Origin of the sequence: Peribacillus sp. FSL P2-0133 (assembly GCF_037975445.1) — a bacterium.
In the GTDB taxonomy this organism is placed as follows: Bacteria; Bacillota; Bacilli; order Bacillales; family DSM-1321; genus Peribacillus; species Peribacillus simplex_E.
The window spans coordinates 939,998-961,261 of sequence record NZ_CP150254.1 but is presented as its reverse complement, the minus strand read 5'-3'; the positions used below and the strand labels follow the sequence as shown (position 1 = coordinate 961,261).

Below are 21,264 nucleotides of genomic sequence, written 5' to 3'. Positions count from 1 at the left end.
ATTGACATTTTTCCGATTCATGATATATTAATATAGTTACTTTAGTACGGAAAAGCGTTCAATAATAGAAGAACTTTTTAGTTTTATTTATAGACTATTTTATTAAAATAATGAATGAAAGGCATGAATAAAATGGAGCAGACTCATCAAGATTTAAAAAAGGGCCTATTGCCGCGGCATGTCCAGTTCATTGCTTTAGCAGGAATGATAGGAACAGGGATTTTTAAGGGGAGTTCCGATACATTAAATATGGCAGGTCCAAGTGTTGTAATAGCCTATATAATTGGGGGGCTGTTGTTATTTATTGTAATGGCCGCATTAGGAGAGATGGCAACCGCTTTTCCTAATTTGAACGTACAACATCTCATTAATAAAGCTTTTGGGTTTCAACTATCCTTCATAGTCGGATGGCTCTATTGGTTTAATTGGATTATCGTAATCATTGTAGAAATAGTCGCTGCCGGCAGTTTTCTACAATATTGGTTTCCAACAGTGCCATTATGGCTGTTAAGCATACTTTGCGCTTCGGTAATAATAGGAATTAATTTATTTCAAGTAAAATACTATGGAGAACTCGAATTTTGGTTTGCGGGAATTAAAATAATAACCCTAATTGCCTTTATTATTTTAGGAGCTTTGATCCTGCTAGGACTTTTTCCTAGTTCGGCTTCATTTTCTAATTACACGGAACATGGTGGTTTTTTCCCAAAAGGAATTGACGGAATGTTAAGTGCACTTTTAGTGGTGATGTTTTCATATGGGGGCGCAGAATTAATTGGTGTAGCCGTCACGGAAACAAAAGATAGTCAGCGGGTCATACCAAAAATAATTAAAGGAACAGTATGGCGGGTGATTCTTTTCTATGTCTTGCCGATACTTATTATTTGTGGGGTAATACCTTGGAACCAGGTAAGCACTGAAGTAAGTCCTTTCGTTCAGGTTTTCAGCTTATCGGGTCTTCCCGGAGCAGCCGATATTATGAATTTCGTTCTTTTAACCGCTGTGTTATCAGCTGCAAATTCAGGTATATACGCTACCTCAAGGACATTGTTCACTCTTTCCCAGAATGGGGAAGCGCCTAAGGCATTTTTAAAAACAACCAAAAAGGGTATCCCGCTTAATGGTATATTTTTAACTACATTATGTATATTGGCTGGTGTATTTTTATCCTATTTGACTCCCGACCTGATTTTAAGCTACCTTATGGCCATTCCTGGATTCACAGTTTTATTATTATGGATCAGCATTTGTTCCGCGCAATTGAAGCTGCGTAATCAATACACTGGTAAACCAGGTTTCCGGGTAAAATGGTACCCATATACAACTATATTAGCCATCACTGCTTTAAGCATTATCTTTTTGGCATTTATCTTTAATAAGCAAAACATCATTGGGACCACAGTGTGTCTTGTCACGTTAGCAATATTCATCCTTCTCTCTTTTATTGTCAAACGAAAAAAATAGAAATATTATAACCCCTCTTAATTTTAATAGAGGATTTGAGACTGTAGACAAACTCGATGAAAGTCGAGTTTGTCTACAGTCTTTTTAGTGCTAGAACAATTTGAACGTCGATTGGAACGTAGGGAACCCGGCGGTCCGGAAGCCTTCTTGGCGCCTTTGCACCTACGGGGTCTCCCTTGCACTCGCTTTTCCCGCAGGAGTCTCGTACCTTCCGTTTCAATCAACTGGAATGTTTTTTTAAAACTATAGGCCAACTGGCGGTTCATTAAATTTGTCTACAGTCTGGCGGTTCCATCAATAGAAATGGTCTCACCCCTAACCATGATTTTAAAACAAACTTGGGTTATGCCCTTTGGGATCAAACCCTCTTTGAATTGAAGAAATTTGCGACACCCCTGCCGAATAAAACTGGCTAGTCGAGACTCCACAGCCGCTTGCTTTGATGAGGATTGGCAGACAGTCGGCGGAAAGGGAGCGGATTTCTGAAATCAACTGCAACTTTTTTCTGAAGAATAAAAGGGAAACAAATTTGGACTTAAAATACCCCATTTGCTCCATTTTCAATATACATATGTTAAAATAACCAATGAACCAATCATCCTACAAATTAGAGGTGTGTATTTTGACCATATCCAAAACAAATCGCTTATCACTTGTAGAGCAAGTCGTTTCCCAAATCGAATCGTTAATCGAATCAGGTGAATGGAAAATTGGAAATCAAATCCCCCCTGAAATGGATTTGATCCAACAGTTCGATGTAAGCAGAAATACATTAAGAGAAGCTGTACGATCACTTGTTTATGCAGGTCTTTTAGTAACGAAACAAGGAAAAGGAACATTCGTAAGGTCATCAAGTGCCTTGGGGGCTGCATTTGAAAGAAGGATCCAGCAGTCAAGTATATTAGAAACGTTAGAGGTCCGTCATGCCCTTGAAAAAGAGGGAGCTCAGTTAGCGGCATTAAGACGTAATCAAGAAGATATAGATCGATTGCGGTTTCATATATCAGCATGCAGTAAAGCTGCCGGGGCAAAGGATATCAAGGCTTACGAAGAAGCCGATATACAGTTACATAAATCGATTATGGCCTCATCACATAATGATTTATTGATTGATTTGTACGAACATATGGAACACTCCCTGAATGAATCCATCCATCAGATAGTGGAGATGAGTTCTGATGTGAACTTTCATTTGAACATTCATTGCAATCTTGTAGATGCCATCATCGAACAAGATGCGAACCGGGCAATCGAAACAGTGAATGAATACATTGCACAATTCAAAAAATCTTTAGAGTAAGTAAGGAGAAGATTATGGGCATTAATCAAGCGGCAAATCAACTAGAACAAACAAAAATGGATATTAAACCCAAGGTTGGACTACTCATCATCGGAATCATTCTTCTTGGGGCAAATCTTAGGGCTCCCTTAACATCTGTTGGCCCCCTTGTCACTTCGATCCGTGATAACTTGGGGATATCCAATACATTATCAGGTTCATTAACGACATTGCCTCTGCTTTCTTTCGCTTTATTATCACCATTTGCACCTAGGATAGCACGGCGTTTTGGAATGGAGCTCACACTTTTCCTTTCCTTGATATTATTAACAATCGGGATTGGGGTACGCTCAGCTGGCGGAGTGCCGACATTGTTCATAGGGACCATTTTAATCGGGTTAGCCATTGCAATCGGCAATGTATTGTTACCCAGTCTGATTAAGCATAACTTTGCCAGGAATATCGGTTTGATGACAGGAACCTATGCTGTTTCCATGAATTTATGCGGCGCAATAGGTTCCGGGATCAGCATTCCCCTTGCTTCTTCATCGGGATTGGGATGGGCTGGTGCCCTTGGATGTTGGGGAATCTTATCACTTATTACAGTCTTCTTATGGATGCCGCAATTAAGACGGCCATTCAAGTCAGGTAAGGATGTACAAACAGCACAAAAGGATAAAAAGATTAACTTATGGCGTTCTGGATTAGCCTGGCAGATAACATTCTTCATGGGATTACAATCGTTTATTTTCTATACAGTAATTACCTGGATGCCGGAAATCCTGGAGCAAAAAGGCCTGAACGCTGATGAGGCCGGCTGGATGCTATCCATCATGCAGCTTGCCGTCATTCCCATAACATTCCTTGTGCCAATTTTAGCTGGCCGCCTACAAAGTCAGCGTCTGTTAGTGGTCCCGCCTGTCGTCTTCCTTATCGCAGGGATATTCGGCATATTATATGGAAGCACTCTGTTCATACCAGTATGCATGATATTGATTGGAATTGGAGTCGGAACCGTATTCAGTTTATCCATGATGTTTTTTAGTCTTCGAACACAAAGCACCCATGAGGCGACGGAATTATCAGGAATGGCTCAATCATTCGGGTACCTCTTAGCTGCCATTGGACCAGTATTATTCGGATTGCTTCATGACATTACACACAGCTGGACAGTTCCCTTATTGATGTTGGCCGCAATATCGGCACTTATTTTCATTGTTGGAATGCGTGCAGGAAATAATGAATATGTAACTACTCAATAAAACCAGTCATTTCTGAGAAGATATAAAAGGTTAAACGGCTATGGCCCCGGTATTGTACCGGGGCCATTTTCTTAGCAGCCACTGAGAACAATACGACAGTTCTTGATCCGCCAAATCCTTAAGTGACTCCATCCCGAAAAGAGACCCTCCCCATCAAGGGCACCCTGTGTTTATCCAAAATTAGCATGGTGGGTGAACTTAGATATTTAGACTATAGTTAGCGAAGTAAAACATTGACCTGCTTCCGATCCCCAGTTTTGGAAATCGTGTTTTATAAGCTCCAAATGAAGGGAAATAGCCGATTTTAGAAGGCATCATTTCATGTTTTAAAATTCAAGAGAATGATCTGTGGTTTAAATTGAGAAGTGAATGTATGGCGTTCTCGCTTTGGTCATTTCGGGGCTCCCTTATCTTTAGTAAATTATCAACCTTAAACTCTGTCAGATAAGTAATGCGTTTCACCTTCTCCTTTTGGAGAAAAAAGAAATGACCCAGGCTTAATGACGAGGTAGTTTATTAGCTGCATATTACTGCTCATTATCAGGGGGGTAAAATACAAAGTGAATAAATGCCTTAAGACTGGTCTCAATCAATGTCTTCTTCAAATGGATATAAAATATTAGGATTTAAACCATACCTATCAATGAAATTCTTTCGAGTGAACATCTTGATTTCTTTTAATTCGGAAGGAGTTGGAAACGAAGAAACTTTATATACAGGAATGTGTTCAATATTAATTAGCTGCCCTAAATCTGTGGTTATTAAGATATCAAACCCGTTTTTTCTAAAAAGTGAATCTATATCGGAAAAATCCATTACAAAAATATTTAGCTTGTTCCCGAAATGATGTTTTAATACCTCACGAATATAATCTTTCTCTACATATGAACGACAAATTAATGCAGTCTCTATAACCATTTGGTTTTGTTTTCTTAAAATTGAAGCTTGGACCAACATGAATATTTCCAATATTTCTATATTTTCAAAAGAAATAGTAAATTCATCTGATATACATTGTGCTATATCTTCAATAATTCCGAATAACAGATTATTTTCAAAATAAGGAACGAACTGTAAAATATTATTTATCCTTGTATCCGTTATTAACTGAAAGTCAAACGATATCCCACGAAGAGTTTGCGCAAATTCGTACATGAAAATATCATCCTGGGAAACATCCAACCCAATTTTCGTTGATAAATTACTTAAAAATTGACTTAGAGGCTTACCGCTATCCGAATTAATTTTGGAACGAATGTAACGAAGCTCTTGGGTACGATTTAAAGACATTTCTTCGCTCATTAGATATAAGGAAAAAAATAAAATTTCCCGAATCTGTTTCTCCCTATTTGGACATTTCACCATGAATTTGAATAGTTTCTTTGATATATCAAATGCTTTGGATTTTTCATTTTCATCTATAACAACTTTTGGGAATGTCACAAAACAATTGTGGGTTATTCGAATGTTAGAGATATGTAGGATTATCGCTAGTCTTTGAATGGCACCCATGTGTAAAGAGGTTGTATGTTCCTTCAATAGCTCCAGTAGAGTGTCTTGAAAATCCTTAAGATTAAAAGATGTAATAAAATCGTTTAAATTGCCTGACATATACTCTACATACTGCATGATGAATCGCCTTACCTTTTTTTCATCACCAACAATTTTAAACGGACTATTTGATAATTGAACTTCGGCATTTTTTAATACCTCTTCTATTTTCTCTAACTGTCGGTACACTGTGGAGCGACTGATATGCACTTTTTGAGTAATATACTTTATCGTCACTCCATTGTTAAAAAGAATTAATTCCAAGGTTTGAAAATAGGTATTTTCACTTTTCAGATGAAACCAAAGTTCTTCCAAGGTGCCGTGTTTAGGTTTCAATAATCTTACGCCCTGAACTTCATTCTTTTCGATTTTCCATTCAGGTGGAAGATTTGAACTCATATGTAATATATCCCGCCATAATGTGCTTTTCGAATAGCCTGTTTTTTTGGATAGTTCCGTTAAACTGCACCAGTTATCTTCATAAAATAAATGATACAGCAGTTTTGAATAACGATCATTAAATCGATTCATACAATCACCTTTAACTTTATTGATTTTCATATCTTCTTATTAAAACTATTAATATTCATGTTGAGTATTAATGCCTAACATTTATAATTTTCACACACTTTTTTTAAAATTAACAGAAAATACGCACTACTTACTACCCAAATTTACCATAATTTTATTCCAGTGACGTTTCATATGCGGTACGGGAAAATCAATTTTTGAAACTTATTTTTGAAGACATCGAATACTATCAACAAACTTTGTATAGTTGTAAGGTTTAAAACGATAAATATAGTTAGTAATAAACCCCAAATTAGCAATGAGGCATTTCATTTTAGAAACAATTACTTTCGCAAGATCAATCGTTAAGCAATCATGGTTTTCTTTAAAGCTTTCATTTGTTCTTGACAAAAAAACACCTCATTCTTTTATAGAGGATTTGAAGAGAGCACACTTTAAAAGAATGCAGTGTTACTATTTTTTTTGAGCAACTCCTCAAAGGCAATGCCCTTGTAATGAATCCGAAGGAGAAGTTAAAAATTCATAGAAGTCTTCTATACTGAAGAGGAAGAACACATTTATTCATGGGTTTTATACATTCCCTAACAAGATTCAATAGAATATTGAAAGATAAATCGTCTTTTTATGTTGATGTTATAACCCCAAACATCACGGTGAATTAAAATATAACAAAGGAAAGAAAAAGACTGTCTAGAATTTCTCGACAGCCTGACCAACCTCCAGGCGGGTGTCTCAACTGCCATTCTATTCAACAACCTTCACTCATCAATTTCCATAATGGGACCCCTTTTGTGGATTCTCTACATAAGCGGGGGCAGTCTTTATCAAATGGGATATATGTGCTAATTCGAATTTCTCATGCTTAGCATCAAAGGAAAGAAGCTCGACTTTTAAATCATTTCTATAGATGTAAATAATTTTATATTCTCTTGATTTATAAATCACTTTATCACCTATCTTCATAAGCACGCTCATTTCTAATGTAGATTTAAAAAGGCTGCCAAAAATCAAAAGATGTTCAAGAGTTTTTCACCCAGGATCTTCCTTATCATAAATGATGGTATGCAGCTCTATCGCTTTTATATTTTCAACTAGTCTTTTTCTTGTAAGCTCAATCTCTCTGAAATTCAAACCATTTCGTTTATTGGATAAACATACTAGATTGTCGATATCTTGATAAATCTGTTTAAATGTAATTCTCATATTTTGGTTTGCCTCCTTTTCATTGTAAGGAAGGTTTCTTTTAAAGCGTGCTTTATTTCATCTGCTCAATGTAACAGCATTGAACAGTTCCTTTAATGAATTAACTCCTATCACACGGCGAAAGGATCATCGGGCTATTTTAGACGGTTCAAGTACTTCCTTAACAATTGCCACGACCCGCTCTTGATCTTCAAATGTCATGCCCGAACCGGACGGCAAACATAAACCTTGTTCGAATAACATACTTGAAATGCTTTTATCCCCGCTTTCTGTAAAAAATGCTGCATTTTTAAAGACAGGCTGTAAATGTAATGGTTTCCATACTGGTCTGGACTCAATATTTCCTGCTTCTAACGCATTAATCACGTCAATGTATCGTACTCCATTGATTTTGTCGTCTATTGTTAATGCGGTAAGCCAGCGATTCCCCATCGTATCTTTTAACTCAGGCATGAAGGTAATGCCAGGTATGTTTCCCAATGATTTTTTATACCGATCAAAAATTTCTCTCCGAACTTTTACACGGTCATCCAATACTTCTAGTTGGGCACGACCGATTCCAGCTAGAATATTGCTTAAACGATAGTTATATCCAATCGAGCTATGCTGATAGTGAAGCTCTGGATCACGTGCTTGTGTAGATAGAAAGAGAGCCCTATGTAAAAATTCCTCGTTATTTGAAACCAGCATGCCCCCACCGGAAGTTGTTATGATTTTATTTCCATTAAACGAATAAATCCCTATATCTCCAAACGCTCCAGTTTGCTTCCCCTTGTAAGTGCCACCAAGGGATTCTGCCGCATCCTCTATTAAAGCAACCTTATATTTCCCGCAAATGCTCTTGATCTCATCCACCTTTGCACTCTGTCCAAATAGATGGACCAAAATGACGGCTTTTGGAATTTCCCCCTTTTTCCTAGCGTATTCCAAAGCCAGTTCCAATGCCTTAGGTGACATATTCCATGTATCAGATTCGGAATCAATAAAAACAGGCTTCGCCCCTTGATAGATGATAGGATTTGCACTGGCTATAAAAGTTAATGAAGAACAGAATACGGTATCACCACTGGTGACTCCCAATACTTGCAATGCCAAATGAATGGCCGCAGTTCCTGAACTTACTGCCAATGCCCCCTTAGTGCCTGCATATTTGGCAAATTCCACTTCCAAAGCTTTTACGTTCGGTCCCAGTGGCGCTATCCAATTTGTCTCGAACGCTTGGCTAATGTACATTTGTTCATTCCCACTCATATGAGGAGGCGAAAGATACAATCTTTTATTCTCCATCCCACACACTCCTTATTTTATTATCCTAGCTGGGGACCCCACAGCTGTAGATGCATCAGAAATGTCTTTAATGACGGTTGACCCGGCTCCAACCGTACACCATTCCCCTATCGTTATGCTTGGTATGACCGTAGAACCAGCTCCCATCAAGGTACCAGTTCCAACCTTGACAGCTCCTGTCAGTGTTGCACTTGGTGCTATATGGATAAAGTCATCAAGATGGGTATCATGCTCAATAACTGAAGACGTATTAACAATAACGTGATTCCCCACCCTCGCGCCTGCGTTCAAGACGACATTAGGCATAATGACCGTTCCTTTACCTATCGAGACATTTTTGCCCACTACAGCAGTGGGGTGAATGACTGTCTCATAATCCATTACATCTAAATTCAGCTCGTTTACGATTTTAAATCTTAAATCGTTCCTGCCTATCGCAATAATTACCTTACATTCAAAATGAATAAACAACCTTCTATAGCTTAAGATGGGGCCAAAGTATACATTTCCCTTTCTTTTCAGCACTTCGTATTGATCATCTAAAATAGCCATGAGCCGATATTCATCCATTGCTTCAACAATATCTTGAACAACTTTTGAGTGCCCGCCCGCACCGATTATTACGATTTTCTTCAATTCACATCACTTCTAACATCATCAAATTTGGAGTTTCCTTAAGATAAATATCCTCAGAACCTGGAGATTTTCTAACTGTTTCCTCCAGATTCGATTTCATTTGAGTTTTGGTAAATCATCAATCAATATCATTCATCCTATTATCCAACAAATTTTCGGGTTGTTACATGCCCTTCTTGGGTAATGGCTTCCTGTTTACATACCTTAATCAAGGTAAGGTATATGATCTTCATATCCAATAAAAAGGATTGATTTTCTACGTACCAGACATCAAGCTCAAATTTTTTCTCCCAAGAGATTGCATTGCGTCCATTCACTTGTGCCCAACCTGTCATTCCTGGACGGACATCATGCCTCCTAGCTTGTTCGGAAGTATATAATGGGAGATATTCCATTAATAATGGCCGTGGGCCTACAAAACTCACATCCCCTTTCATGACATTGAATAATTGAGGTAATTCATCTAAACTTAATTTTCTAAGTAATTTCCCAAAATCGGTTAATCTCTTCTCATCAGGAACCAAATCCCCATTTTCATCTTTTTCATCCGTCATCGTTCTAAACTTATACAAAAAAAATGGTTTACCATTAAGGCCTGGGCGCTCCTGCTTAAAAATGACAGGTGAACCTAATTTCAAACGGATGAGGATGACGATAAGCAGCATAAGAAGTGAACTGGATATGAGCGCCAGACAAGATATCAATAATTCAAAAGCCCGTTTCATTTTCCCCTCCCAAATCATCATTGTGTATCGTTATCAAGTAAACGAAGGAATTCTTCAGATAGCTTTACGGAATTCCAGTAATCAATTGCAAATGTTTTCTGGTGATTGCTATCATCACCTGGATATGAGCCATTGTCACGGTATGGGAACTTTGTTATTCTTCCTATAATTTGCTAAATTCAACATTCTATCTTTTAACGTTTCTTCGCTCAAGACATCATATGTTGTGATAATATCTTTTATTGCATTCCAATTTACCTCTCTTGGTTTTCCAATATGGATTTTCGGATAGATCTGATTTAAGTAAACTTCATCTTCCCCAAGCAATTCTTCGTATAATTTTTCTCCTGGCCGAATTCCAGTATAGGTTATCCCAATGTCTTCAACGTTGTAACCTGACAGTTGGATAAGCTTTTTAGCGAAATCGACAATTTTGACAGGTTCGCCCATATCAAGTACGAATACCTCTCCTCCTTTGGCCAGAACTCCTGCCTGAATGACTAATCTCGAAGCTTCCGGAATCGTCATGAAATAGCGAATCATATCCGGATGAGTGACTGTCAAAGGTCCTCCTTTTCTTATTTGTTTTTTAAAGAGTGGGATGACGCTGCCATTACTGCCAAGGACATTTCCAAACCGGACCGTTACAAATTTAGTATGACTCGACAAACTCTTATACTGGATCATCATCTCTGCTAAACATTTAGAGGCACCCATTATACTTGTCGGATTTACGGCTTTATCTGACGAAACCATGACAAAAATATTCACCATGCCGGCCTCCGATGCCTCCGCAACGTTCATCGTGCCTATCATGTTATTTTTCACCGCTTCTTTAGGGTTGGACTCCATAAGCGGTACATGTTTATGGGCGGCCGCATGATAGACTATATTTGGATGATGATGTTCGATTACCTGAAACATCCTCCTGCGATCCTGAATGTCTGCAATTTCGGTCACGATTTCAATAGTATTTGCATAAGCCTCCCGCAATTCCAACTCGATCGCATAAATGCTGTTTTCACCATGTCCAAGCAATACAATTTTAGCTGGATTATACTTCATGATCTGACGACAGATTTCTGATCCAATTGAACCGCCTGCACCTGTTACTAAAATAGTGCCATCAACAATCTTTTCTGAAATCCCTTTATCATCAAGTTGAACGGGTAAGCGACCCAATAAGTCTTCCATCTGGATATCCTGCAATTCATTAATTGGAACCTTACCTTGAACAATCGCTTCCAGGCTAGGGACAATTTGAGTTTTTACGCACGTTTTAGTGCATTCTGAAAAAATGTCATTTATCTCCTCTCTTTTCAAAGAAGGAATCGCAATCACGATATGTTCTATTTTGTATTGCTCGACCACTTGAGAAATATGTTTTGTTGCTGCTACTACTGGTATATTGAAGATTTCTAAACTTAGTTTCGTTTTATCATCATCAACGAATGCAACTGGGACTAACTCTATATTTCTGGATTTTAACAACTGACTCGTTATCATCGCCCCGGCAGATCCGGCTCCTACGATCAACGTTCTTTTTTTATTTGGTGATTGCTTAATGTATCGTTCAAAATAGATTCTCCATGCCAAACGTGAGCACCCAATCATGGCCATATACAGAATCCAGGTAATGAAAAGTTCTCTAATATAAAGAAAATCGGTAAAGTATAGCTGAAAGACGGTTGTAATGGTAATAGAAAAGGCCGTCACTTTGAATATATTGAACATTTCCCTGATACTTGCGTATTCCCATGCCTTTTTATATTGTTTCAAATAAGCAGTAAAGAAATAATGACACAAGAGCAAAATAAGCGTACCCGTCAGTGTAAATGCCGGAAGTTCATCATATGGATGTAATAACCAATAACTTAAAAATACAGCTGTCACAACAATCATGGCGTCCAGTAAGACTAATGTGAAAAGCCGGTTATAATATGTCAAATCTACTTCTCCCCATATTAATATTTTTAGTCAAACAAGAGTTCCTTAACTTTCAATCCGTACAATACATTCTCGGCATTTTCATTAAAGGCGTCGACCATTTCTTGTCCGAAATTCTTTTCAATCAACTTATGTGCTTCCCTGATCTGAAAACCTCTTTTTCCAACATTATGAGCATCTGATGCAATAAAATGAGTAAGACCTGAGTGAACTAAATATTTGGAAAACCTTTTTGTTCTCCATCCGAATTTACCCGTGATGCTCCCTGCTGTTATTTGTGAATACGCACCCTTCCAAATTAATTCTTTTAAAAGTTGCGGATTTTTTATTATTTCCAAATTCCTCTCTGGATGAGCGATGATCGGTGTCATCCTTTTCATTTGCAAATCATAAATTAATCGTTCCGTATACCTAGGCACATGATTAGAAGGTAATTCGAGAAGGATGTACTGCGAACCATTCAAGCCCATGATTTCATTATTATCATAATCATCTGAAAGTTCATCAGATATCCTTATTTCCTGCCCTGGCCATACTTTTAGCGGGATTTCGAGATCAGCTAGCACTAGGTTTAATTTTGCAGTTTCTTTCACGACTTTTTCCTTTTCATTTTCATATATCCCCTTATTATAATGAGGGGTTGCTATTATGTTAGAAATTCCTTGATCTACAGCTTTTCTCGCCATTTCTATACTTTCCTGGATATTTCCAGCACCGTCATCCATCTTCGGTAAAATATGACTATGAATATCAATCATTGTTATCCCCTCTTTGGCTAACCGCGAATGCTAAATTCATAAAACTTCCAAACTACATTTTTTTATCTACCATAATAGTAATATTCGTCTGGATGCTTTTGTTTTTTCTTATTTAAGATTGCGCCCAGAAGCTTTGCATTTGCATTTTCAAGTAATTCCTTCGCTTTTTTTGCTTGCTGTATTTCTGTCCTTCCGCTGCTGACCACTAAAACAACGCCGTCTGTCATATTCGCTAGTACTTGAGCATCTGTAACTGCATTAACAGGCGGTGTGTCCAGTATTACTAAATCATAATTCAGCTTTGCTTCATCCAACACTGTCACCATTCCGTTTGACCCAAGCAACTCTGATGGGTTTGGCGGGATGGGCCCACTTGTCAACACATCCAAATTGGGATAAATGGAAGGTTGTACAGCATCAAGTAATTGATTTTGCTTTGATATGATATTCGTTAACCCCAAGTAGTTCTCCATGTTAAAGTTAGTATGAACACTCGGCTTTCTCAAATCTGCATCTATGATGAGAATGCGTTTCCCTTGCTGAGCAAATACTGCTGCGACATTGATTGAAGTGGTCGATTTTCCTTCACCAGCATTTGCAGAAGTGAAGATCATCGACCGTATGTCTTTTTCCACAGCGGAAAATTGAAGGTTCGTTCGAATCGTCCTATATTGCTCCACAACCGGTGACTTCGATTTCAACATGGAAATACTGCTTCTTTTTTTAATCTCTGTCATTTTATATCGTTTATTGCGTGCCAAGCTTTTCACCTCTTAAGGCTGTGATTACAGATTTATAATTTCCGTTTTTTTTTATCTTCCATTAAATTAACGATGCCTAGCATCGGGATCTTTAAATGTTCTTCAATATCAGACTCAACTTTGATTGTTTTGTCGAAAAATTCGATCATGAATGTAAGAAATAAACTTATGATCACCCCTGCAAAACATGCAATGATCGTATTCGAGATCGGATTCGGTTTTATGGGTGATGAATTATCTCCTATAGTTGCTCTGGATAAGACATTGACATTGTCCACATTCATAAGCGCTTTTATTTCAGATTGGAATATGTCTGTTATTGTACTGGCGACACTAACGGCAAATTTAGGGTCAGCCCCCTCAACTTTAATGGTAAATATTTGTGAATTCCCATTACTGACGATTTTGATTTGTTCCGACAATGCTGAATTTGAAATATCTAGATTCAGTCGTTCTTTGACTTTTTCTAACATCATCGGACTTTTTATGATCTCGCTGTACGTTTCGATCAATTGAATATTGGTTTGAATCTCACCTACATTGTAAAGTTCTGACTTTTCTTTGGATTGATTGACTAAGATTTGTGTAGAAGCTTGGTAAACAGGTGAAAGAATGAAAAAGCTAACGATTCCCGTCATTGCCGTTATAAGGGTTGTGATGATAATAATGAGCACGATGCGTTTTTTTACCATTTGAAAAAGATCTTTTATATTGAGTGTCTCCCTCATTCAATCAACTCCAATCCAACTAAAATACTTACCGTTTATCCTTTTCTTTTTTCTGTTTCCTATAATTTTGCGACCTTATCAGAAAGCAGTCCATTTTCCTCCATCACATTCTTGGAATCGAATATTAATGAAGCATTATCATGGACACTTTTCCAGTCAAAACAATTGTGTGGTGTTCCAATGACAACTAAATCGGCTTTTTGAAGAATGTCAGCATCATATTTTTCCACCGGTATAATCTGTTCGTTGATTTGGATTTCTTTTGCATAAGGTTCGATGACGGTTAGATTCTGGACCTTGTTTTGTAATCGTTCAAGTAAGCGGATGACCGGGCTTTCCCTTAAATCGCCAATATCACTTTTGTAAGTTGCTCCCAAAACCACAATATGTGAGTGTTTCATGAGCTTGTCATTGGCTGCAAGCAGTTCAAGTATGCGCGTATAAGAATAGTGAACCATTCCGTCATTAATATCCCCAGCCAATTCAATCATTTTTGTCCGGTGACCGTGTTCTTTTGCTTTATAGAGCAAATAGTATGGATCGACCGGTATGCAATGCCCGCCGACACCAATGCCTGGGGTGAATTTCATGAACCCGTATGGTTTTGAGGAAGCCGCATTGATCGTTTCCCATATATCAATTTCCAGTTCATTGCATAGAACCGTAAATTCATTGACCAAAGCCATGTTAATCCATCGGAAAGTGTTCTCAAAGATTTTGCTTAATTCTGCAACACGGATCCCATTAACACGATGGGCTGTCGGTCCGATAAACATACACGCTAGATCTGTACAGGTTTCCGTCATCCCCCCGACGATCTTTGGTGTGTTGCTTAAATTAAACTTTTTATTTCCTGGATCTATTCTTTCCGGGGAATAGGCTACAAAAAGGTTTTCCCCAATCACATAACCCATTTCTGTTAATGGTGTACAGATATATTCTTCTGTCGTTCCCGGATATGTTGTACTTTCCAAAATAACCATTGTACCTTCATTCACATGTTCAGCCACAATCTTCCCTACATCTCTCACATACGAGATATCAGGTTCCTTCAACTTATTAACTGGGGTGGGAACACAAATCAAAAGGACATTCATATTTCCAAGCTGCTTCATATCCGTCGTCGCCGTAAATCGCTTTTTGTTAATCAATTCGGTAAGCTCGTCATTATCTACATCATTGATATAATTGATTCCGCACTTTAAACTTTCCACCTTTGTCACTGAAACATCGAATCCGGTCACATTATAACCTTTAGATGCATAATGACAAGCTGTCGGGAGTCCAACATACCCCAATCCAATCACTCCGACTTTAGCCGTCTTGTTCTTTAATTCTCTTTGCAGAGCAGATTGCAGCGAGTATTGAGCTCTTTCTTGAGTTATCGCTGTTATCATGATTCAACTCCTCCATTCCACTTATAAAAAACATAACGGTATTTAAGACTAACAAGCCATAATGTAAATTCACCGGACATGCCAATACATAAGATAAACTAGCAATCTTTCAATACTATTGAGCTAAGTCATCAAAACCCAGAAACTCATATTTATGGTCGATTCACTTACTGGAATTTGAACATCCGCTTTGTTTGTTCCATTATTTTTCGTTAGCATTAATAAATTATCATAATTACTTTTGATGCCAGTTCCAGATTTCGAATGAATCGTTCTGTTTTTGGTTCATCTACCCTGTATATCCTGAATTTCATGTTTTTTCACCCTGATGAACACCCCAGCACCAACAGCATTGTTATTCCTTTCTTTTACGCATTTTAGCGCATTTATATAGTTAAATTTTTGGTCAGTACTTACTCAGTATATTTGGAAATTCCAGTTCAAAAAATATTGCAAGCAGCTAGCAAAATACCATTAAAAAAACTTTCCACAACCTATTCTTCTTTTAGTTTTAAAAAAAATACAAAAATCCCCCGATCGAATTGGCCTTTATCAAGGTGCCATTACTCGGGGGAATTTAACCAAGTTTTCACGAACAGATCCTACTTTTTAGGAGCGTCCGCTGTCATGTCTGTCACTTTGTCAATTATCCATTCCTGCTTTTCTTTAGTGTCGGTATTTTCATACTGCACCTTGAACGGTCCCTTTCCTTCTATTACGTAGTATCCATTTCCTTTAACACTTTTGCCAGGTGACAGTTGTGTCCCCAAATTATCTCCCGGATAGATTCTCAGTTTTTTATTTTCTTGATTCCATACCGACATTTCAAAAACGTCTACAAATCGTTCTTCTGCCGTTTTATTAGTTGCCATAAGCTGTAACTGTAAAACCTGTTTCCCTTTTTGCTCTGGATGTTCAAGCTTTAAAGCCTTTTCAATCCGAATGCTCACGCCAGATACGGTTTTATCTTGTCCTGTTTCTTTTTTATCCGTTTCGTCCTTAGAGGAAGTATTCGTTTGCTTCTGCATATTTTTCTGTTCATCCTGGACTTCCTTTTCTCCTGAAATGCAGCCTGTCAAAAATATGGTTAAAGTTAATATACAGATCCCAATACTTCTGAACCTTCTCTTCAATATCATGATTCCACCCCTTTAAAAAATATAACTCCTTCTTAAAGAGAGATTCTTCAGTACCTTTTATCCAATTCGAAAATTGGAATTAATTTCTCAAAACGAAAAAATGCCCAAACAGCGTTTTCAAACATGTAAGAAGGACCCACTTCCTATAGAAGCGGCCTTCTTACCATCCTTACCACATTGATTATTTGACTATTGTTTTTGCTATATCTCCTCCAACTACTAGAGGTCCATTGTCAACCTCAATGACATCTCCTGCTTGCAATCTTCGGGTAACCCCATTTTCATCCACAATAAACCGGCTGTAAATTTGGTAACTTCCATCCGGATTAATGACTCCTGATCCCGTTTGATTAAGGGAAACCGTTCTCTGTGCTAATCCATTCACTAGCAAACGAAGACTCTTAGTTCCTTCGGGTGCTTTACCCGTAACATAATCCGCATTAGGTGCCACAGGATTCACCTGCAGTTTCTCCGCTTCCTTGATTACTGTAGTATGAGCTTGTATGTTCGCTGGAGTCCGCATTCCGTAGTCAACCGTTACGATATCGCCTGGTTGTAAGGTTAAATTATTTCCATGATCGTCCACCCCTACGTACCTGCTGTATATACTGAATCTTCCATCTTCATTGACAGGTGCCGTACGCAGTGCTACGCCATTTACCAGTAACCGTACGATCGTTGCCCCTTCAGGCGCAGTTCCCGTTATAGTTTGTGCATCTTGGTACACAGTGTCAATCTTTACAGGTTCACTAGGCATAAACTGTACTACCCTAACAGATGAACTCTCGCTGACATTCCCTGCCGTGTCTGTAAGGGTGACCGTAATTATCGTATTGACAGGTTGGTTTGGAATCGCAATCTTGAATTGCCCGTCTTGACCTACAACTCCAGTATATTTCTTGGAATTAATGGTGACAGTCACATTTGCTTCAGGTTCACCGCTTCCTGTTACTTCTTTACTGTTTGTAGTAACTTCATTTAGTTTCGGTGCATTTGGAGCTGTTATATCTTTATCCAATAGATCTTTCGCTTTGTTCAATAAGTCTTGCAGTCGGTCCTTTTCTGCACCTTCAGGAAGCTTATTGACCGCTTCTTGGGCTTCGTCAATCGCCCCTTGATCCGTCGTTCCTTTCAATGTATCGAACTTATCGTCCGTGAACAGATCTTCCACTTTGTTCTTCGCATCGGCTAGATCTTTTTCTGCCTGTTCTTTTTTGTTCAATAGATCTTTCGCTTTATTCAGCAAATCTTGCAGTCGGTCCTTTTCTTCACCTTCAGGAAGCTTATTGACCGCTTCTTGGGCTTCGTCAATCGCCCCTTGATCCGTCGTTCCTTTCAATGTATCGAACTTATCGTCCGTGAACAGATCTTCCACTTTCTTCTTCGCATCGGTTAGATCTTTTTCTGCTTGTTCTTTTTTGTTCAATAAATCTTTCGCATTATTCAGTAAATCTTGCAGTCGGTCCTTTTCTTCACCTTCAGGAAGCTTATTGACCGCTTCTTCGGCTTCATCAATCGCCCCTTGATCCGTCGTTCCTTTCAATGTATCGAACTTATCGTCCGTGAACAGATCTTCCACTTTGTTCTTCGCATCGGTTAGATCTTTTTCTGCTTGTTCTTTTTTGTTCAATAAATCTTTCGCTTTATTCAGTAAATCTTGCAGTCGGTCCTTTTCTGCACCTTCAGGAAGCTTATTGATTGCTTCTTGGGCTTCATCAATCGCCCCTTGATCCGTCGTTCCTTTCAATGTATCGAACTTATCGTCCGTGAACAGATCTTCCACTTTCTTCTTCGCATCGGTTAGATCTTTTTCTGCTTGTTCTTTTTTGTTCAATAAATCTTTCGCATTATTCAGTAAATCTTGCAGTCGGTCCTTTTCTTCACCTTCAGGAAGCTTATTGACCGCTTCTTCGGCTTCATCAATCGCCCCTTGATCCGTCGTTCCTTTCAATGTATCGAACTTATCGTCCGTGAACAGATCTTCCACTTTCTTCTTCGCATCGGTTAGATCTTTTTCTGCTTGCCCATCTTCATCTTTTCCTAATTCAATCTTTTTTGTTTTACCAAATTCAATATTGAAATTCTCTGGATTACCACCAATTGATTGAGCTACGTTATACTTATACATAGCTTTCCAAGTAATATTGCCACCTGATTTGCCAATATAACTATTTGTAGGATCGCCTGTCACACTCGTCCAGAGCTTGACCATGCCCGTATCCATACTCATCGCAAGCGAGGTACTTAAATTATTTAATGCTTGTTTTTTCATTGATGACAATACAACATTCTCAGGATTATTAAAATCAATGGCGGTTTGTTTATTTTCCACTTCCAAAGCATGACCTTCTTCTGTAGTTACATAGAGTTTCGCTTGATTATTGATCTGTGCTGGTCCATAAAGCGAGATCATTGGATATGAATCAGTACCAGATCTATTCATTTGTACATCTGCACCAGCATCCACGTTAAATGACTTAAACATTCCAGTGGACGTAACTCCTTTTGCCCCATCAAACTTTACCTTTGCGTTATTTCCAACTGAAAAATCCACATCGCCACCTGTTGCATAAAATATTCCATAACCACTCTGAAGTGTCTTAATTTCCACATCCGCATTTGGTGCGATCTTAAATTGAGGTTCTTTTGAAATCGACCAAATAAGGGCTTTGGCACTATTATGGCTTATTGTAGTTTCACCATCGATTTCCACACTTCCAGTTTGCGCCATCTCATGGGTTGGTGATGAGCCTGACACTGTACTATTATTAATATAAATGTCGTTTGTTCCTTTGAAAATTGCCTTCCCGTAACGGTTAAATATTAGTTGAGGTCCGCTGTAATTTACATTTTCGAATATTTGATCTACATTTTTTGTTCCATCATGTATTGTAATGGGACCATAATAGTTCTTTCCATTAATACTTAAGTTCTTTACATGGACACTGCTTAATATATTACCATTGGCATAAATACCGGCTGTTGACCCTGTTGATCCTGTTTCCGTTATTGTATGGTTATTACCTTCAATTACGATTTCCGTTTTTGCCGGGTGAATTTTAATCGATCCGCTTATATCAATGCTTTGCCCAAGATGGATCGTTGTAATTCCATTATCAGCCTCTAATGCACCCTTCAACCCTTGAAAATTATTGACTACTGCTTCATTTACCATCATTTTTGAGACTGCTTTTCCTGGTAATTGAGTTTCAGTCGTTTGTGTACGGGCTTCTTGAGTTTTCACCTCTGACTCTTGTGAATTAGAACTCTCCTCATTCTTTGGTGTGGATAGTTCTTCTGCAAATCCTGTACTTGGCATTAATAGAGAACTTGCTAAAAGAAATGATGTTGTCATAACGTTAATAGGTTTTAACATTTTACTTTTCTTCATAAATGAAACGCTCCTCTAAATATTGATTTTACTTACAAGATTAATATTACTTTTTTTCGACATGTACCTCGTTCCAATAATGATTCATAAAAAATCATTTTAGGAACCATATTAGGGCATTAAACATCAATTTTAATGTGATAATTTTCATTTATGGTGGTGGATTTAAACGACCCTGCATTTTATAAAAGCATATCTTCCTATCAAAACCACCGTTTAAACACAATAAAACTCAATGTTACTTTTTACTGGCTGCAATCATTATGATCACATAACTAAAAAATGTGATAAGAGAAACCATTGGTTCCCGCTTATCACATTTTCCCTTGAAAGGATTTATCCTATTTGGTTTTTATTTTCATTCCCTGAAGCGTTTCTTCTATTTATCTTGTAACTCATTTTCATAACGTTCCGCCTGCATTATGTGGACATATCATCCAACGTATAAGCGGAGACTGGGTACGCGCCCATAGACCTTTCCCCCGTGATCCTCTACATAACATTTTTACTTTTATTCACCCTTTTTTCTATGGGCACTTTTAAGAAAGGTTAGTGACGTTATTAAAATAAGGGTGATTTTCAGCGTATTTATCTCTTGTTTATTCAATAAAAGATACATCAAAAATAAGACTAAAAAGGCTTGAATGAAATAGATCCTGTATTTCAATAGGGTGGACCAAGTTTGTGACACCCATAGTAAAAATAAGTTAAATTGCTTCGACATCATCTTTCTCCTTTATCATGATGTTGATATTATCTAGATTCATATTCTGGCATCATTATATACAAATAGGTGAGTGTAGGTTATTTCATAAAATAAAATCATTCGTTCAGAAAAGAAATGCAGTTCATTTTTCATAAATGGAACTTTGTTCAATTTGATTTTTCATTAGATTTTGAAAATGTTGGTGCAGATCAGAGAGCGGCTGATTTTTCTATAGAGGAACTAATTTGGATAAAATTGTATAATGGTAAAAAGGAAGATTGGGCATCGCAGATAAAATCGAATGGCTTCCGGGGGAACAGACATCCTTCTAATAAAAAACAGCCTGCCCCCTAGGAACATAGAGAACAGGCCGCCTGAGTGGTTATCCAAGACACAATGTTTTGGAACCGCTCAGAGAATTGGGTCTTCTTTTACAATGGGGTTTTGGGGAAGTGTCCTCACTGCTACATAATTTTATAATATATACAAAATCATATCG

15 protein-coding genes are annotated in these 21,264 nt (G+C 37.9%); 3 read left to right on the top strand and 12 right to left on the bottom strand.

The window, feature by feature from the left end:
- Nucleotides 1-132 precede the first annotated feature (132 nt).
- From MKY17_RS04575 to MKY17_RS04565, 3 genes are all read left to right on the top strand, one after another.
- The gene (locus tag MKY17_RS04575) at nucleotides 133-1,464 is read left to right on the top strand and encodes an amino acid permease (RefSeq protein ID WP_098373399.1); all 1,332 of its coding nucleotides are present in this window, start codon (nucleotides 133-135) and stop codon (nucleotides 1,462-1,464) included.
- A gap of 622 nt (nucleotides 1,465-2,086) precedes the next feature.
- Nucleotides 2,087-2,764 carry a FadR/GntR family transcriptional regulator gene (locus MKY17_RS04570; protein WP_098373382.1) on the top strand — a complete coding sequence of 226 codons (678 nt, stop codon included), beginning with the start codon at nucleotides 2,087-2,089 and terminating at the stop codon, nucleotides 2,762-2,764.
- A 14-nt stretch (nucleotides 2,765-2,778) separates the two neighbouring features.
- Nucleotides 2,779-4,005, top strand: coding sequence for an MFS transporter (locus tag MKY17_RS04565; protein ID WP_098373383.1), 1,227 nt, complete (start codon nucleotides 2,779-2,781; stop codon nucleotides 4,003-4,005).
- A gap of 585 nt (nucleotides 4,006-4,590) precedes the next feature.
- On the opposite strand, the gene MKY17_RS04560 is transcribed toward MKY17_RS04565, so the two are convergent.
- The 12 genes from MKY17_RS04560 to MKY17_RS04505 all read right to left on the bottom strand — a co-directional run bounded on the left by MKY17_RS04560 (nucleotide 4,591) and on the right by MKY17_RS04505 (nucleotide 20,059).
- On the bottom strand, nucleotides 4,591-6,087 hold the full coding sequence (locus MKY17_RS04560) for a helix-turn-helix domain-containing protein (RefSeq protein ID WP_179891181.1): 1,497 nt from the start codon (nucleotides 6,085-6,087) through the stop codon (nucleotides 4,591-4,593).
- Between the two features lie 1,029 nt (nucleotides 6,088-7,116).
- On the bottom strand, nucleotides 7,117-7,290 hold the full coding sequence (locus MKY17_RS04555; RefSeq protein ID WP_179891182.1) for a hypothetical protein: 174 nt from the start codon (nucleotides 7,288-7,290) through the stop codon (nucleotides 7,117-7,119).
- Nucleotides 7,291-7,416: 126 nt separating this feature from the next.
- Nucleotides 7,417-8,577, bottom strand: a complete 1,161-nt coding sequence (locus MKY17_RS04550; protein ID WP_098373386.1) for an aminotransferase class I/II-fold pyridoxal phosphate-dependent enzyme — start codon at nucleotides 8,575-8,577, stop codon at nucleotides 7,417-7,419.
- 12 nt (nucleotides 8,578-8,589) lie between these two features.
- A complete protein-coding gene (locus tag MKY17_RS04545; RefSeq protein WP_098373387.1) occupies nucleotides 8,590-9,213 on the bottom strand; it encodes an acetyltransferase in 624 nt (207 codons plus the stop codon).
- A 140-nt stretch (nucleotides 9,214-9,353) separates the two neighbouring features.
- Complete coding sequence (locus MKY17_RS04540) at nucleotides 9,354-9,938, bottom strand: sugar transferase (RefSeq protein ID WP_098373388.1); 585 nt, start codon at nucleotides 9,936-9,938, stop codon at nucleotides 9,354-9,356.
- Nucleotides 9,939-10,073: 135 nt separating this feature from the next.
- A complete protein-coding gene (locus tag MKY17_RS04535) occupies nucleotides 10,074-11,885 on the bottom strand; it encodes a nucleoside-diphosphate sugar epimerase/dehydratase (RefSeq protein ID WP_098373389.1) in 1,812 nt (603 codons plus the stop codon).
- Nucleotides 11,886-11,911: 26 nt separating this feature from the next.
- Complete coding sequence (locus tag MKY17_RS04530) at nucleotides 11,912-12,643, bottom strand: CpsB/CapC family capsule biosynthesis tyrosine phosphatase (protein ID WP_098373390.1); 732 nt, start codon at nucleotides 12,641-12,643, stop codon at nucleotides 11,912-11,914.
- Between the two features lie 62 nt (nucleotides 12,644-12,705).
- Nucleotides 12,706-13,413 carry a CpsD/CapB family tyrosine-protein kinase gene (locus MKY17_RS04525; RefSeq protein ID WP_098373391.1) on the bottom strand — a complete coding sequence of 236 codons (708 nt, stop codon included), beginning with the start codon at nucleotides 13,411-13,413 and terminating at the stop codon, nucleotides 12,706-12,708.
- 23 nt (nucleotides 13,414-13,436) lie between these two features.
- The gene (locus MKY17_RS04520) at nucleotides 13,437-14,132 is read right to left on the bottom strand and encodes a Wzz/FepE/Etk N-terminal domain-containing protein (RefSeq protein WP_098373392.1); all 696 of its coding nucleotides are present in this window, start codon (nucleotides 14,130-14,132) and stop codon (nucleotides 13,437-13,439) included.
- Between the two features lie 59 nt (nucleotides 14,133-14,191).
- Nucleotides 14,192-15,529, bottom strand: coding sequence for a nucleotide sugar dehydrogenase (locus tag MKY17_RS04515; RefSeq protein WP_098373393.1), 1,338 nt, complete (start codon nucleotides 15,527-15,529; stop codon nucleotides 14,192-14,194).
- A gap of 602 nt (nucleotides 15,530-16,131) precedes the next feature.
- On the bottom strand, nucleotides 16,132-16,668 hold the full coding sequence (locus MKY17_RS04510) for a hypothetical protein (RefSeq protein WP_098373394.1): 537 nt from the start codon (nucleotides 16,666-16,668) through the stop codon (nucleotides 16,132-16,134).
- Nucleotides 16,669-16,849: 181 nt separating this feature from the next.
- Nucleotides 16,850-20,059, bottom strand: a complete 3,210-nt coding sequence (locus MKY17_RS04505) for a toxin Cry1Ac domain D-VI-related protein (protein ID WP_339201412.1) — start codon at nucleotides 20,057-20,059, stop codon at nucleotides 16,850-16,852.
- Between the last annotated feature and the right edge of the window lie 1,205 nt (nucleotides 20,060-21,264).